We start from the raw sequence: 16,258 nt of genomic DNA, 5'->3' as shown, positions 1-16,258 counted from the left end.
CCAAAATTGGGAGAGGGGCTGGGGGTGAGGGTAAAACTCATGCAGTCAGAAGATTTCAGCTGAAGTTAACACCAATAATTCATGAGTTGCCTATACAATATGTAGCTTTGCATAACTCCTAGTAATACCAAAATCCTTGTAAAAACGTAGCAATACTACGTTTCTACATCCAGATTCATAGCTCAATTGAGCAACGCCAATTTTAGATTGATCGAGGAAAATTTGTTAGTCACAAATTTAACTAGGGAATACTTATTTTGATGAGGATGCAAATACATTAACTATTGAGTACCAAGATGACTTCAGTTTCTCTGACAAACTTTTCTGGTAACAGCCGCTCATTACTCAAAAAAAGAACGCTGTTATTTCGCTACCTGGCAGAAATCAATTTAATTTTTGGTATCTGGTATTTGCAATGGCGCGTCACCCATTCCATCAATTTTGATGCCCTCTGGATCTCGATTCCTTTGCTGATAGCAGAGATTTACAGCTATTTCGGTGGCGTAATGTTTGTAATTGGGTTGTGGCGACCTTTAGTCAGACAAATTAAGTCTCTCGACCAGATGACCCCACCTCTACCCAGATCAGACTGGCCAACAGTGGATGTGTTTGTCACTTGCTACAACGAGCCGACAGAAATTGTCGAAGAAACTGCCAAAGCTGCTCTAACAATCGATTACCCGCCAACAAAGTTACGCGTTTATGTGCTGGATGACGGGAACTCGGCTGATATGCGAGCGATGACAGAAAGATTGTGTATTGAAGATTTGCAGTCAGCACAATTACAGCTAGAAGCGGAACGGATTGATGCAGAACATTCTGGTTTGTTAGAGCGCTTGAAGCAACTGGAAAATCTAACGCCTAATACTCAAGCTGCCGAACAATGGCTGCAAACATCATCAGAATTAGTGGTGAATCAACCTGCGGCTGGATTTGTGCAAAGTTTGCGATCGCTGATTCTTTGGCTACCTCCGACTCATCAAAGTATTCGCGATCGCCTAATTACTGAACGGAAAGCTTTAGAAGAAGCTATTCACAAAAAAGAACTAGAACTAGTTGAACTCGCTCGTTTTCGCTACATTGCTCGTCCGAAGACGCCTGGTGTGGCACATCATGCCAAAGCAGGCAACATCAATTATGCAATTTTTTCTGGAGAAACGTCAGGAAATTTTATTGTTACTCTAGATGCTGACCACATTCCCAAGCGAAATTTTCTCAAGCGAGTTCTGCCTTATTTCTACACCTATAATCTTTCAACCGGAAAATACGACCAGAATCAAATTGCTTTTGTACAGACCCGCCAGGATTTTTACAATATTCCTCCAGGCGATCCTTTTGGACATCGAGCAAATTTGTTTTATGGGCCACTTCAACAAGGTAAAGATGGCATGAATGCTGCCTTCTATACGGGCACAAATGCGATTCTCAGACGTGAAGCATTAGTTAGTGTAGGACTGCAAAATTTTGCTGATGAATTTGCCAAAGATGAAAAACGTTTAGATGAATTTGATTTAGTTGGTGGGGTATCCAGTAATAGCATTACGGAAGATATGAATACAGCCATGCGTCTGCATAGTGCTGGCTGGAAATCTATTTATCACAATGAACTTTTGGCAGAAGGTTTAGCGCCAGACGATCTAAGTTCTACTCTTAAACAGCGGCTACGCTGGGCACAAGGAACTATCCAAGTGCTAGTGAGGGAAAATCCACTGACAAAATCAGGGCTAACCTTTTGGCAAAGGTTGCAATATTTCAAGACGATGTATAGTTATTTCTCTGGTTTTGCAACTCTGGTTTTTATTTCTTGTCCAATTATTTATTTTTTTACGGACATTGTTCCAGTCAAAACCTACGGCCCTGACTTTGCCGTACACTTTTTCCCAGCTTTTATTATTAACCGTCTGACTTTCCTTGCAGCTACTTGGGGCATTCCAGCTAGAGAAGTATGGCGCTCGGAACAATATGCGATCGCTTTATTCCCCTTATTAATCCAAGCCGTATGGAGTGTGTTTACAGGACAAAAACTCAATTTTCAAGTTACACCTAAGCAACGGCAATCCGGGATTTATCTCCGGCTTGTTTGGCCGCAGTTGGTTGTTTTTATCCTTACCATCTTGGGGATGTTATGGAGCCTTTACCAATTTGCAATTGGCCATTTAAATAATCCTCAGGTTCACCTGCTTAATGGTGCATGGGCTATCTATAATTTATTACTTTTGTGGGCTATCATCCGCGCATCTGTTTGGCAGCCCCCAAAAGAAGCTTAAGAGGTAAGTAAAGAAAGCTGGAAAAGGGCAGGTGAATAAATAACTCATGACTGCTGACTTGCAAATCTAATTTAGAAAGAAAACAGCTATGAACACTTATTCGGACTCAAACAACTTTGGTCAGCGAACTGTCTTAACAATCTATGCTCATGCTGATGATGAAGTTCTACCTGCTGCTGGTACTCTCAGTCTGATGTCCAAAGCAGGATGGAATGTTCGTTGCTTAATTTTGACTGATGGTGGTCTTTCTAGTTCGCCTGTTAAAGGTACACGTCATCAAGAAGCAGATGCAGCTGGTAAAATCATCGGTGCAACTTACGAGTTTCATGCACTTGAGGAGTGCAATTTTTCAACACAAGCAGTGATTAAAGTTACTGAAGAAGCTCTTGGACGTTGGCAACCGGATCTGATTATTACTCACGCACCACAGCCTGAAAAATATGGACATAGAGATCATGAAGTCTGTGCGATCGCAGTTTCTAATGTTGCTACCCGCAAGAATATACCCTTGTGGTATTCAGCCCCGCCTGTTTTTTTGCGCGGTTTTGAACCCAACTTTTTTGTGGATATCACCTCTGTAATTGAGGAAAAAGTTGCAGCTATCGGTTGTTATGAATCAGAATTAAATAAAGCATTTATGCAACTCGATGCCATACTTGTTCTGTCTCGCTTTTGGGCACGAGAGTTAGGTCAGAAAGATGGCTATTTTGAAGCTTTTGAAATTTCTCGGCAATGGGTTGATGCTAGCTTTTTTACTGCAATAGCAAATAATAGTAATCAGCAAGTAGTAAAACAAAGCTAATTGTAGACTTTATCTATTGCGGTTTAATTAGGTCAATGCCAAAATATAACTACATAGTTTTCAAGCCAAATAATCGGAAAATAAAACCATGAGTTTGAATGTAAAAATACTAGAATTATCTGGAATTTTAGACGGTATTAGAGGTAACGAACTACGTCGCGAAGTTAGCGGTATTCTGGCAAACGGAGCCGATATTTTGTTGCTTGATATGAAAGAAGTAAAGTTTATTGATAGCTCTGGTTTAGGTGCTTTAGTATCAGCAATGCAAATGGCACGAACTGCTAATCGTAAATTGTTTGTTTGTTCGATCAGCGATCAAGTCAGGATGTTATTTGAACTAACTAAAATGGATAGAATTTTTCAAACATTTGCCGATCAAGATGAATTCAATCGTCAAGTATTGGCAACACAATAAGCTGTTAAACAATCCAAAATTAAATATGCATATTTGACTATTCTAACCAAAGTTAACTTTTACTAAAGATAAGTCATCATCAAGATTATCTTGAGCATTTAAGGTGAGAATGTTCCCTAATAGTTGATTAAGGTTAGAGCTATCTTTCTGACTATATTTGGTTAGTAAGTCAATGAAAGCATCGATTCCCCAAATTTTACCATCTGACTGATTAATTTCATAAGCACCATCACTAAAGATGTATAAAGTGCTGTTTTCTTCAACCTGAAAAACAGCATCCTCAAATTGAACTTCAGGTAAAAAGCCAATTGGTAAATCTAAAGAAGTTAGCTGTTTAACTTCGATATTATTTGTGGAGGTATTAGATAACAGTAAAGCTGGTGGATGTCCGGCATTGGCATAAATGAGTTGACGTTTAAGGCGGTGATAAACTCCATACCAGATTGTAAAGTATTTATCACCGTGCTTGCTCATTTGGAAGGCATGATTCAGGGCTTTTAGGACTTCACTTGGTTGAGAAAAGTTAGTGTTCGGTAGAGATTGCGATCGCAAAACATTCAGCACCGATACCGATAGGAGGGCTGAACCCACTCCATGACCTGATACGTCCAACAAATAAATTGCCAAATGATCCTCATCAATCCAATGATGGTCGAAGCAATCGCCTCCTAGCTGCGCTGAGGGAATAAACAGATTTTCTGTAGTTACTGTTCCTACAAGCGGTGAGGGTAAAAGCGATCGCACATAAGCAGCTGCCTCAGACAATTCGGTTTCCAAAATTTGCTTTTGGGTTTGCAAATCTTGATTTAGTGTCTCTAAAGCTTGCTTTTGACTTTGTAAATCCTGATTTAGCTGGTGTAACCTTAGTCCTGCTCTCACTCGTGCTTTCAATTCATTCATCTCTATCGGTTTAGAGATAAACTCATCCGCTCCAGCATCAAGTCCCCTAACTCTATCTTCCTCTTCTCCTCGTGCTGCTCCCCTAGCCGTCAATAGAATAAAAAAAGTAGTTGCTAACTCTGGATCTGTTCTAATTCGACGACACACTTCTAGCCCATCTACCTGGGACATCATCCAGTCACAGATAATCAGGGCAGGATGTAGCAGTTGTGCTTTTATAATTCCTTCTTCGCCATTACTGGCTACTGTAGTCTCATAACCCTGCCTTTGGAGTGTACTTTTCAGTACTGCTCGCACTGTCGGGTCATCATCAATAACCAGAATTTTAAACATAAATTACAGTTTACTAAGTAAAACGATCGGTAAATAGTTGCTTTAATTTAAGTTATATGCAATTTAGTTTTTAATGTATAGTAAAAATACTCAAATTAAATAAACTAATTAAGGAATATGATGATTTAACAATATTTTATTAGTTAAGAAGTGAATAATAAAATTTATCTCAAAGTCAACACAGACCTGACAACTTCACCTCAAGTTTTGTCTTGGTTCGAGCAGATAAATCAACCACCTATTACCGATAAACAAATTTGGTGGCAATGTCAAACTCTGATGATGGAAGGCTTTACTAATATTGTTGAACACGCACACAAAAATTTACCTATTGAAACTCCGATTGAGATGGAAGCTGTGCGGTTAGATGAATATATAGAAATTCGCATCTGGTCTCAAGGTGAACCATTTGACTTAGAACAGCAATTGTGCAAAACATCTGAATTTGAGGATAACGATCAAGAGCGCGGGCGGGGTTTAAAAATCATGTCCGCCATTGCCGACAAATTGAGTTATGAGCCGACAGAAGATAATCGTTACTGTTTATTTATTAACAAATATTACAAAAAAGACCTATGACTGGAGTGGGAAGACACTGACTACTTACTACTGATTAAAAACTCTTCGATGCGTTTAAGAAACTCTTCTAACTCTACGATTAAGTTAGTAGTACCTCGACGCTCTTGGTTTATTGCTAATTGTTCTAGTTTTTCTGCTGCCAGATGCATGGTTGTAACTCCCATATTGGCACTAGCACCTTTAATTTGATGCCCTTGGAGTGCTAGTTGCTCAAAGTCATGAGCTGCGATCGCTATTTTAATTAACTCTAGACGAGGTTGAATATCCTCAACAAACATTTGCAATAGTTCCAATTCAAATTCTGGGTTATTTTCTGAAAGTTGATGCAAGCGTTCCCAATCAATTGGGAGGTCAACCGAATCGACATCTGTTGTAGAAACTGTCTGCTCTGTGGCAGCTGTTTCTTTTGCTCTGAATATCACATTTCCCCAATACTCTAGCGTCGCGGCCAAATTTTCTTTCATCACCGGCTTGCTCAAATAGTCGTCCATTCCGGCATCTAAACACATTTGTTTGTCTTGTTTCATCGCATTAGCTGTCATCGCAATTACTACAGGACGACGACCACTAGCAAAGCTGCTTTCTTGCCAACGATGAATTTGTTTTGTGGTTTCCAAACCGTCAAGAACTGGCATTTGGCAATCCATCAGAACCAAATCGTAAGGAATCTTTTCTAATAGCTGCAACGCTTCTTTCCCATTATTAGCGAGATCAGCACTGTAGCCCAGGTTTTTGAGTTGTTTCAAGGCTATTTTCTGATTCACCAGATTATCTTCAGTTAAAAGAATTCTTAATTTATGTAGGTCAGGAGACGGGGAAGAAGACGCGCGGACGCTGAATAACTCCTGACTATTGAACGCCTGTTGCTCCACTGGGGGAGACTCGATCGCTTTTGGTATCTCCTGTTGGGGGAAGACCACACTGGCTCCTGCTGACTCTTCTGGAATCACAGAAGCGGCAATCGTAAAGTAAAATGTACTACCTGCATTAAGCTCACTTTCAACCCAAATTCTGCCACCCATTAACTCGCACAGTTGCTTACAGATGGCAAGACCTAAGCCAGTACCGCCATATTGTCGAGTAATAGAGGAGTTAACTTGACTGAAAGCTTTAAATAAACGCTCCAAGCGATCGCGTGGAATTCCCATGCCTGTATCTTTAACACTAAACTGAATTTCGTCAGTATTGGCAGCACAAGAATGATTAATATTGCTATTCTTGCGGGTTATAACTGAAACTTCTATACTTCCAGTTTCGGTAAATTTAATCGCATTACTGATTAAATTAATCAAGACTTGGCGCAGTCTGGTGATATCCCCCACAATCGTAGTAGGAAGTTCAGGAGTATCTAAAAATGTAAGTTTTAAACCTTTTTCTTTAGCTGTAGGTGCAAGCATATAAAAAGCCTCATGAATGCAATTTCGCAAACCAAAAGGCTCCTCTTCTAGTTCCAAGTTACCTGATTGTATTTTGGAGAAGTCAAGAAAATCGTTAATAATTTTCAGTAAAGAATTTCCACTGGTGTAAATAGTTTCAACAAAATCTTGCTGTTCAGCAGTCAATTCAGTATATTGCAACAAACCGGCCATACCAATTACCGATGCGATCGGAGTCCGTACTTCATGGCTAATCATGGCTAAGAATTCTTGTTTAGCAAGTTCTGCCTGTTTTCGTTCAGTCATGTCTCGCAAAATGTAAACATAACCTTGAAAATGTTCAATTTCTGTTTTTACGATTGAGGATGAAAAAGCTACGGGAATTGTTTTACAACTTTTGGTATAACAAACGGTTTCTATTTCTTTTACTAAAGTATTTATGTCTTGACTGTGGGATATATCAGTATCATCAATTGTCAATGGATACTTATTGACTTCTCTAATAACTTTTGCGATCGGTTGACCGATGAGTTCTACTTCGTTATATTGCAATAAAATTTGTGCGGCATAATTCATTTTTTTTATCTCGCCTGATAGCGTTGTCACTAACAAGGCGTCCGCCATTGATGTCACAATTTGGTCAATATATTGTTTAGAAGCTTTTAAGTTACGTAGCAAAAGATTTGCTTCATTTGCACCTTGAAATAAAGATTGCTCAAGTACCATCCGTTCTGTAGCATCTTCGACAACGATAGTTAGTCGATTGCTGGAATGGTCTTCCTGGAGCTTATTAGTAATACGAATATCAATATACAAAGGAGAAGCCGTATCTTGCGATCGCATAATTCCTTTTAATTCAAAATTATTTTGTTCTCCCTGTAGAATTGCATCAAAAATATCTTCAAGTCCCTCTAATTCTGGAAACACAATCCGAACATCCTGACCGAGCTTTGCTTCATTAGGAATATCGGCAAAATGATTTAATCCCAAAGACATCTCTATAATCTTGAAGTTTTCATCAATTATCAAATATTCAATACCACATACAGATAATAAATTTGTCAAAAATGAATTCATCTTAATTAAATTAAACGAGTGGCTAAAGCTTGAAACATTTTATCAACATTATTGCCAGTTTTAGCTGAAGTTACATAAGTGTCTAATATATTAGCTTGCTTGGTAAATTGATACATTTGACGAATTTTTTCTAAATATTCGGCTGCAATCATATCTGATTTGTTCAGTGCAACAACAATATAGCTGTTAGGATTAACAGCTAAAAAAGTTTGAATATGCTCCTGGATATGATTGAGCGTTTCTGCTTGTGTCACATCACCAACTATCACAGCACCTTTAGACCCTTGAAAATAGTTGTTAGCAACTGCCTTAAACTTATTACTACCTTCAATATCCCAAATTATCAGCTGTAAGTTTTGTTCACTAAGTAGATTTTTTTCGGAAACACTAACCAATTTACGAGAGATTTTTACTCCTACAGTTGAAAGGTATTCATCACTAAACTGACACTCGACAAATTGGCGAATCAAACTAGTTTTACCAACACCAAAATCACCAAACAAGCATATTTTTTTAGAGATTGTAGACATAGTTGGAGAAAATTAGAAAATCTTTGCTCAAAATCATCGCTATTATAAACTTAAAATTGCTTGTTTATCGGTTCTAGAGCGACACAGCGGCTTAACCACAAGGGTTGAGTTTCATCAATTCCTGGTGGTAAATTTGTCCTACCAATGACCTGTAGGCGAGATGGCTCAATGCCTAATTTAATCAGTGCTTGTTGTACAGCCTTTGCTCGCGCCAGTGCCAATTTTTGAGATTTGTTCACGCTAGTACGGTCGCTATAACCAATGATTTTTAAATGCTTATTTGGGTGCTGATTAAGGAAAACCTTAACCTGTTGAATCTTATGCGCTGTATCTACTTTCATTAAACTTGCTGAGTTGGGTTGAAAGTAAAATCGAACTTCAATCTGTGGGGGTTCTACTCGTACCGCGCTAGACACAGATTTTACGCCAGGAATTTGTTCAAATGCCTTAGCAATAATCTGAGCATCTGCAATTCGGTTGACAGTTCCTTCAACAGCTACTTTACCAGCGATGTATTGAGCGGAAATTGCTATATCGTCAGTCTGATTTAAAACTGCTGTAACTCGTTTTACTTCAGCAGCAGCTAATACGGGATCTGCTGGTACTTCTACTAATAAAATTTGATTGTCAATCACCCAATTAGGAGAGGTGATTTGGACAGTTTGCTCGGCTTTCTGGCGAAGAATTTGATTAGGTAATCGTCCTGTTAATTTTAATTTATTATGTTCTACTTGTACACTGAGCCGATATACGGCTAGTTCTGGAACAGAAGTTAGAGCCAACAAAGTTTGATTTTCTATGGAATGTACAACTCCACTACGATATTGCCAAATACCCCAAGGAATGAAAATGGTGCTGATAATTGTTAAACCTAATATCAGTAGCGGTGATATTTTTGTTTTATTGTTTTCCTGAATACCTGTATATTTCAGTTTTTCTAGAAGTGTATAAATTTCAAGAGGAATTGAATCTGGATCGCCGTCAAATTTTTCAATTAAATCACCATGCTTTTTAACGATCGCACTGAATACTTGCCGCATTTCCCAAATAAAGTTTTTGCTTGGTTCTCCGCGTACAACAATCGCTAAATAACAGTATCCTGCAACTTCTAAAATTATTTTGGATGTCCCATATTCAATTGCATCTAATTCTGTTATGCTTCCAGATAGATTGATGCAATCATTGGCAAAGCTGCGAATTGCTGTCAGCATTCCTGCTACCATTTCAGCTTCTAGCTGCTCTACATCAGAATGCTGAATATTTGAGATAACTAAACCAGATGCTTTATGAATCAAGAAAATAGCTTGAATTGTAAATGGTAGAGCTTCTTTAAGAATTAATTCTGCTTCTGAAACTCCCTGTAGCTTGGCACGAATTTTACGTTTAATACCTTCAACGCTGAGGGTTTCTTCAACTTGTCGGTTAATGGCACGGATTGTCTCTGCCATATATTTGGCTATGGTACTACCAATAACTGGGTAGAGTGCATCCACCACAATATTCTGCTCAATTTCAATTTGCTTTTTTATGGCTCGTCCCATTGCCGGAGCGATCGCATCTGAAACTTCTTCTGGAGCGATAATAATCTGTTGGGAAATAGCTAGAGGAATTACAGGCGCGATCGCCTCACTCATGCTAATTTTATCCTGTTCAGTGCGACTGCGGATAGTCTGATCGATGATCGGAGCAATTATTTGGACAATTTCCTCTCTCGACTCTGTAATCTTTAGCCTTAAAAGCTCAGAAATCCACGGTAGTAGTAGATTTATTAGCTCTTTAGGGTCGTAAATTTGATGCTCTATTTTTGTTAATTTTTGTTCAAGTTTAGCTGTAATATGATTTATTTCTGCTAGCTCATATCCGACTAATATTTCCCGTAATTTTTGCAATGCATCCTCTGAGTTGTCTAATTTTTCCTCAAATTTTGTAAATATTTCAATAGATTCTTCTAATTCTTCTTGAGTATTTTGTGAGTAATTAGATATATCTTGAGTCAAATTAAAATCCGACTCTAAATAAGCTTCACATACTTCTAATGTCACTGGAGGAAGTTGCAAAAATTTAGTTTCTTCTGGAATATACTCATTTTTATTATCAGTTTCTGATGGTAAGAAAGGAGATTGCTCAGGTGATTCGATAATTTTGAGATCGATAAGCAAATGCAGCAAATTGTCAAGCTGCACAGATGTTTCTGACTTCAACTCAACAGATTGAGAAACCGAATTTTCCACCTGAGTCATCCTTTTAAGAGTGCTGAATGCTGAGTTTTGAGTGTTGAGTAGGAGTTATTCTTGCCTTATGACTTAATTACAAATGCAATTCTGCCGTACTATTAGAGTGAGTTAACATTTACTTTTGACAACTTTGTAGTCTCTAAAAGCGGTACAGCAGTATATTCGTCGCTGCGTTCATTGGCTGCTTCTCGCAATTTGGGAATAAATTCAGTTTCTTTCAGACGCATTCCTAAGGCAAACAAAGTTTCAGCCATATCGTCTTTAGAAACTTTAGTGTCTGTCAACTGCGAGAAGCGTCGCTCTATTTCTTCTAAAATCAGATCGCGTAATGCCGTGACATCATCTTGTAATTGGACTTTAGTTTGAAAGATTTCATCTCGAATCGAGGTAGTTTGGTTATCTAAGGTTTCATCAAGCGACTGAACGCTGCTAGAAAACTTTTTATTAAGTCTATCAACCTGTTGCCGTAAGTCAAGAGTTTCTTCTTGAGTTGCGAGGCTAAATGACTTCAGCTTTTTATCCAGGGACTCAAACCCCGCTTTTAGTTCAGCCGAAAAGTTGGACTTGAGTTGCTCGACATGCAATCGTGTCTGTTGTTGCAGGAGAGATATATCTGATTCCAGCTTGCTAAATCGATTTTCGTACTCTCTTAGCTGTGTTCCAAGAATAATATCGCGGATCTGATCGATATTGCCAAGTCTTTCTCGTACATCGTCTCTACTCATCTGACTCATTAGGAAAACCTCGCTTTTCGGGAATCAATTGGGAATAAGAGGTGATGCATTTAACTGATATTTAGGCTAAAAATTTTTAGCTGATGATGCAGCTGCTCACCGAATATACTTTGTTATTATTCCCAATCGGTTACAATTTCTATCTGTAAAATAGAAAATGAGTAATGAGAAATGGAAAATAAGTGTTTTTCATAACTTACTCAGAAAAAATGCTCCAGTTAATTTATTAATAAATATTATTATTTTAGGTTTTGGCGTTACTATCTTTACAGTTCAAAAATTCTTCGATGCGTTTAACAAAGTCTTCTAACTCTACGATTAAGTTACTAGAACCTCGACGCTCTTGGTTATAAGCTAGTTGTTCTAGTTTTTCTGCTGCCAGATGCATGGTTGTAACTCCCATATTGGCACTAGCACCTTTAATTTGATGCCCTTGGAGCGCTATTTGCTCAAAGTTATGATCTGCGATCGCTATTTTAATTAACTCTAGACGAGGTTGAATATCTTCAACAAATATTTGCAGTAGTTCCAATTCAAATTCTGAGTTATTTTCCGAGAGTTGGTGTAAGCGTTCCCAATCAATTGGGAGGTTAACTGAACCGACATCGGTTGTATAAATCTGCTTTGTAGCAGCTGTTTCTTTTGCCTCGAATATCACATTTCCCCAACGCTCTAGTGCTCCCGCCAATTTTTCTTTTATTACTGGCTTGCTCAAATAGTCATCCATTCCGGCATCTAGACACATTTGTTGGTCTTCTTTCATGGCATTAGCTGTCATGGCAATTACCACAGGACGATAACCACTAGCAAAGTAGCTTTCTTGCCAACGGTGAATTTCTTTTGTGGTTTCTAAACCATCGAGAACTGGCATTTGGCAATCCATCAGAATTAAATCATAAGGAATTTTTTCTAATAGCTGCAAAACTTCTTTTCCATTACCAGCGACATCAGCACTATAACCCAGACTTTGGAGTTGCTTCAAGGCAACTTTTTGATTCACCAAATTATCTTCAGCTAAGAGAATTCTAAGTTTGGGGGAGTTAGGAGAATAATAGTTGCGGTTGTTTTCAGAATTTTTCAGTTTTAAATTCTGACTTCTGACTTCTAACTCCTGAATTCTGACTTCTGTCTCTTCTTCTAGCTGCGTTCCTAAAATAGTCATGATGGTATCGAGGAGTCGGGACGGCTTAACAGGTTTGACTAAATAAGCCGCAAATCCTATTTTTAGCGATCGCTGGATTTCATCGCGTTGATTAGTAGAGGTAAGCATAATCAAAGGTAGCCCAGCGATCGCTGAATTTGCTTTAATTTGTTCTCCTAATGTCATGCCATCTATTTCTGGCATCTGCATATCAATCACAGCTATGTCATAGAAATTTTTTTGCTTGGCGGCTTCCTGAATAGCTTTGAGGGCAGTAGTAGCCGAAGCAGCTTGATCCACCAGCATCCCCCAACGGGTAGCTTGATGGTAGATGATTTTGCGATTAGTAGCATTATCATCCACTACTAACAAGCGCCGATTCAGCAAAAGTTCGCCTTCGCCTTCTAAAGAAATAGGCTCAAGTTGCTTGGCGAGAGTTACTTCAAACCAAAACTTAGATCCTTTCCCCAAGCGACTTTCTACGCCCATTTCTCCCCCCATCAAGCTTACCAGTTGCTTGCAGATGGCTAATCCCAAACCTGTACCGCCATATTTACGAGTGGTGGAAGCATCTACTTGGGTAAATGGCTGAAAGAGTTTGGATTGATCTTCAGGGGTAATGCCAAGACCAGTATCTGTAATGGCAAAATAGATGGTGGCTGTAGTCGGGGAAAGCGTACGCAATTCTGCTCGTAATACTACCTCTCCATTACTCGTGAACTTGATCGCATTGCCGATCAGGTTCATGAGAATTTGCCGCAGGCGGCCAGCATCGCCTTGGAGGCGGGTGGGGACGTTGCTATAAATTAATCCTGCAATTTCTAATCCCTTATGATGGGCTGAGGGAGCCAATAATTCCAAGACCTCTTCTACACAGGTAGATAAGTCAAAATCTAGAGTTTCTAGTGCCATTTCCCCAGCCTCTAGTTTGGACAGATCCAAAATTTCGTTGATCAGGCTTAACAGAGCATCGCCACTAATGCGAATTGTTTCCATAAAATCCCGCTGCTCGGAGTTTAGGGGAGTTTCTAACATTAAGCTTGTCATCCCCAACACAGCATTCATTGGAGTCCGAATTTCATGGCTCATGTTGGCCAAAAAGGCACTTTTGGTTTGAGAAGCTAATTCAGCTTGGTGACGGGCAATTTCGAGTTCTCGTCGCTGTTGAGTTTCTGCATCTAACATTTGGGCTTGGGCTAAGGCAATACCTACTTGGTCAGCTATTTGCCGTAAAAGATGAGTTTCAAAGCTAGACCATTGGCGAAAACTGCCGCACTGATGGACAATCAGTAAACCGCAAAGTTCTTCTTTGACAAGAATGGGTATGACTAAATTACATTGGACTCCAAATTGTTGCAGTAATTCCAGATGGTTTTTTTGGACTTCAACTATATCTAAGTCAGCAAGCCCCAGATTCGGTTTTTGACGGTACTGCTGTAGATAGTACTGCTGGATGTATTCGGCTTGAAAGTAAGCATCGACTAGCTCTTTATCTTTAATTGCCAGCCAGCCAGAAATTACTGCTTCAACCACAGTGGCTCCAGATCCATCTGCCAAAGGCTGATAAATCAAAACTCGGTCGCTATGGAGAATTTTTTGAACTTCGGTGACAGTAATTTGGAAAATTTCTTTGATTTGCAAAGACTGACGAATTTTGAGGGTGATTTCAGTAAATAGTTGCGATCGCAAGTTTTGGCGTTGAAGTTGTTCTTCTGCCTGCTTGCGCTCAATAAACTGCCCTACTTGCTCACCAATCGAATTCATGACTTTTGCCAAATCTAGGTCAGCTTGCTGGATCTCATGGCTAAAGCAGGTAATGACACCGATAACTTTTTTACCACTACGAATCGGAAAACCGAAAGCTCCGTGCAGTTCTGCTTGGGCAGCGATTTGAGAGCGGATGAAACTTTGATCTTTAGCAACATCAGCGATCCAAACAGGTTCAAGGCTAGTCCAGACACGACCAGGCAGCCCAATTCCTGGTGCAAACGTAATCTGCCGACTGAGGATATCAAATTCTTGCATCTCGAAAGAGATTTTATACCATGAATTTAGCAAAGACAGTAGATTTGATCGCGGATCTAGCATCCAAAATTCACTTAAATCCCATCCCAAACTTTCGCAGATTCCTTGCAGGATTTGGGGCATGGCTTCGTTGATTGTAGTTGACTCTGCCAAGACGCGGGTTGTAGAATACTCAGCTTTGAGATGTTGTTCAGCTCGTTTGCGTAAGCGCAGTTCCTCGAAGGCATCGGTGATATCGATACCTGTGGCGACAATGTATTCAACGTAGCCCTTATGGTCTTGCAAGGTAGTGTTAGTCCAGGTAATCAGCCGCCGACTGCCATCCTTAGCTACCCAATAGTTTTCGTACTCATTGGGCCCTTCACCAATTCGCAACTGCTCAAAAACTGCCTTAACTTGCTCTACCTGTTCAGGAAGTAAAAACAGGTTCCAGAAATGCCTTCCTCTCACCTCATCAAATGAGTAACCAGTTATTTGTTCACAAGCTTGATTGAAGCGAACGATTTGTCCTTGTGTGTCAATAACTATTACCAAAGCGCTGGCTGTATCAAGGACTGCTGAGATAAAGTTGCGTTCTTGGTTCAGTGTCTCCTCTGTTAATTTACGCTCTTTTACCTCACGAGAAATTAAATAGTAGACTATAGCCAGAATCAGAAAACTTAGAAAAATAGCGATCGCCAGTGTCAAAAGCGTGGTGTTAGCACTGGCTTTTGCAGCTTGTGACTGCTGTTGGAGCAACCTTTTATCCTGATTCTCTATCTCATGGACGATCTTACGAATATCATCCATGAGATGTTTTCCTTTGTTTGTCTGGATTAACTGCAACGCTGCGTCGAATCCCTGATTTTGACGCAGGTTTATAGTCTGCTTGAGTATGGCAAGTTTTGCAGCTATCAGAGATTCAAGGGTTGCAAACTGCTTTTGTTGGTTAGATTGATCTGTGATTAAATCTCTCAGTTCGACAATTTTGCGATCGATGTTTCCAACTACTGCTTGATAAGGTTCCAGATAAGTTTCTTGTCCAGTGAGGATATAACCGCGTTGTCCAGTCTCAGCATCCTTCATATCGGACAGTAATTCTTCTAGTTTATTAATTTTCTCTTGAGTTTTTTGTACCTGATTATTATTATCAATCAATATGCGTGTGTTGTGATAAGAAATCACGCCAATTAAAACTAAAATTACTGATGCTAACCCAAACCCTCCAGCTACTTTTTGAAAAAATTGTTTGCGTCGCTTCTGCGTCTGTTTGCGTGTATCACTCGCTAATACTAAACTTGCTAAAGTGCGCCGCATTTCTAGTTGTTTTATTACGTGGCGACCGAGAATTTGTAATGCTTCCAATTGTTCGGGAGAAAGGTTTCTTGGTACATGGTCAATTACACAAAGTGTTCCTAGTGCATATCCTTCAGGGTTCGTCAGCGGTACACCAGCATAAAATCGAACATTCGGGTCAGAGGTGACAAACGGGTTTGTCGCAAACCTTTCGTCAACTGTGGCATCAGGCACAACAAAAACTTCAGGTTGCAGAATAGCATGGGCACAGAATGCCACATCTCGCGGTGTTTCTAGGGCATCCAAACCAACTTTTGACTTGAACCATTGGCGATCGCTATCAATTAAACTGATTAAGGCAATGGGAGTTTCACAAATATATGAGGCTAAACGGGTGAGGTCGTCAAAAGCAACTTCCGACCGAGTGTCGAGTATTTTATACTGCAAAAGAGATTCGATTCGCTGTATTTCGTTATCAGGTAATGGTGCTTTCATTCTTCAGCCTTATACCATTTTGGATTTTAGATTTTGAATTTTAAATTATTTATAGGGTTTACCTTTTGCCTCCTG

General features: G+C 39.5%; 10 protein-coding genes. 4 read left to right on the top strand and 6 right to left on the bottom strand.

The window, feature by feature from the left end; all coding sequences use genetic code 11:
* Positions 1-296: 296 nt before the first annotated feature.
* The 3 genes from NLP_RS25100 (at position 297) to NLP_RS25090 (ending at position 3,484) form a co-directional block, all read left to right on the top strand.
* Positions 297-2,267: a glycosyltransferase gene (locus tag NLP_RS25100; protein ID WP_104908698.1), complete on the top strand. Its 1,971-nt coding sequence runs from the start codon at positions 297-299 to the stop codon at positions 2,265-2,267.
* A gap of 88 nt (positions 2,268-2,355) precedes the next feature.
* Complete coding sequence (locus tag NLP_RS25095) at positions 2,356-3,069, top strand: PIG-L deacetylase family protein (RefSeq protein ID WP_104908697.1); 714 nt, start codon at positions 2,356-2,358, stop codon at positions 3,067-3,069.
* A gap of 88 nt (positions 3,070-3,157) precedes the next feature.
* Positions 3,158-3,484, top strand: coding sequence for an STAS domain-containing protein (locus NLP_RS25090; protein WP_104908696.1), 327 nt, complete (start codon positions 3,158-3,160; stop codon positions 3,482-3,484).
* Positions 3,485-3,526: 42 nt separating this feature from the next.
* Here NLP_RS25090 and NLP_RS25085 read toward each other — a convergent pair whose 3' ends face one another.
* On the bottom strand, positions 3,527-4,717 hold the full coding sequence (locus NLP_RS25085) for a SpoIIE family protein phosphatase (RefSeq protein WP_104908695.1): 1,191 nt from the start codon (positions 4,715-4,717) through the stop codon (positions 3,527-3,529).
* A gap of 150 nt (positions 4,718-4,867) precedes the next feature.
* On the opposite strand from NLP_RS25085, the gene NLP_RS25080 reads away from it, so the two are divergent.
* Positions 4,868-5,296, top strand: coding sequence for an ATP-binding protein (locus NLP_RS25080; protein WP_104908694.1), 429 nt, complete (start codon positions 4,868-4,870; stop codon positions 5,294-5,296).
* Positions 5,297-5,316: 20 nt separating this feature from the next.
* On the opposite strand, the gene NLP_RS25075 is transcribed toward NLP_RS25080, so the two are convergent.
* From NLP_RS25075 to NLP_RS25055, 5 genes are all read right to left on the bottom strand, one after another.
* Positions 5,317-7,737 (bottom strand): hybrid sensor histidine kinase/response regulator, encoded by a 2,421-nt coding sequence (locus NLP_RS25075; RefSeq protein WP_234017056.1) that lies wholly within the window; start codon positions 7,735-7,737, stop codon positions 5,317-5,319.
* Positions 7,738-7,754: 17 nt separating this feature from the next.
* Positions 7,755-8,279: a Rab family GTPase gene (locus NLP_RS25070; protein ID WP_104908692.1), complete on the bottom strand. Its 525-nt coding sequence runs from the start codon at positions 8,277-8,279 to the stop codon at positions 7,755-7,757.
* 50 nt (positions 8,280-8,329) lie between these two features.
* Positions 8,330-10,519 carry an OmpA family protein gene (locus NLP_RS25065; protein WP_104908691.1) on the bottom strand — a complete coding sequence of 730 codons (2,190 nt, stop codon included), beginning with the start codon at positions 10,517-10,519 and terminating at the stop codon, positions 8,330-8,332.
* 92 nt (positions 10,520-10,611) lie between these two features.
* On the bottom strand, positions 10,612-11,247 hold the full coding sequence (locus NLP_RS25060; RefSeq protein ID WP_104908690.1) for a hypothetical protein: 636 nt from the start codon (positions 11,245-11,247) through the stop codon (positions 10,612-10,614).
* Between the two features lie 244 nt (positions 11,248-11,491).
* The gene (locus NLP_RS25055) at positions 11,492-16,183 is read right to left on the bottom strand and encodes a response regulator (protein WP_104908689.1); all 4,692 of its coding nucleotides are present in this window, start codon (positions 16,181-16,183) and stop codon (positions 11,492-11,494) included.
* Positions 16,184-16,258: the final 75 nt, after the last annotated feature.

Source organism: Nostoc sp. 'Lobaria pulmonaria (5183) cyanobiont', from assembly GCF_002949795.1.
Lineage (GTDB): Bacteria > Cyanobacteriota > Cyanobacteriia > Cyanobacteriales > Nostocaceae > Nostoc.
The sequence above is the reverse complement of the archived record's forward strand: the minus strand, read 5'-3'. Positions and strand labels throughout refer to the sequence as shown.

Coding starts and splice junctions, on each gene's coding strand:
- NLP_RS25100 (WP_104908698.1), top strand. CDS start 297: ATGACTTCAGTTTCTCTGACAAACTTTTCTGGTAACAGCCGCTCATTA.
- NLP_RS25095 (WP_104908697.1), top strand. CDS start 2,356: ATGAACACTTATTCGGACTCAAACAACTTTGGTCAGCGAACTGTCTTA.
- NLP_RS25090 (WP_104908696.1), top strand. CDS start 3,158: ATGAGTTTGAATGTAAAAATACTAGAATTATCTGGAATTTTAGACGGT.
- NLP_RS25085 (WP_104908695.1), bottom strand. CDS start 4,717: ATGTTTAAAATTCTGGTTATTGATGATGACCCGACAGTGCGAGCAGTA.
- NLP_RS25070 (WP_104908692.1), bottom strand. CDS start 8,279: ATGTCTACAATCTCTAAAAAAATATGCTTGTTTGGTGATTTTGGTGTT.
- NLP_RS25065 (WP_104908691.1), bottom strand. CDS start 10,519: ATGACTCAGGTGGAAAATTCGGTTTCTCAATCTGTTGAGTTGAAGTCA.
- NLP_RS25060 (WP_104908690.1), bottom strand. CDS start 11,247: ATGAGTCAGATGAGTAGAGACGATGTACGAGAAAGACTTGGCAATATC.
- NLP_RS25055 (WP_104908689.1), bottom strand. CDS start 16,183: ATGAAAGCACCATTACCTGATAACGAAATACAGCGAATCGAATCTCTT.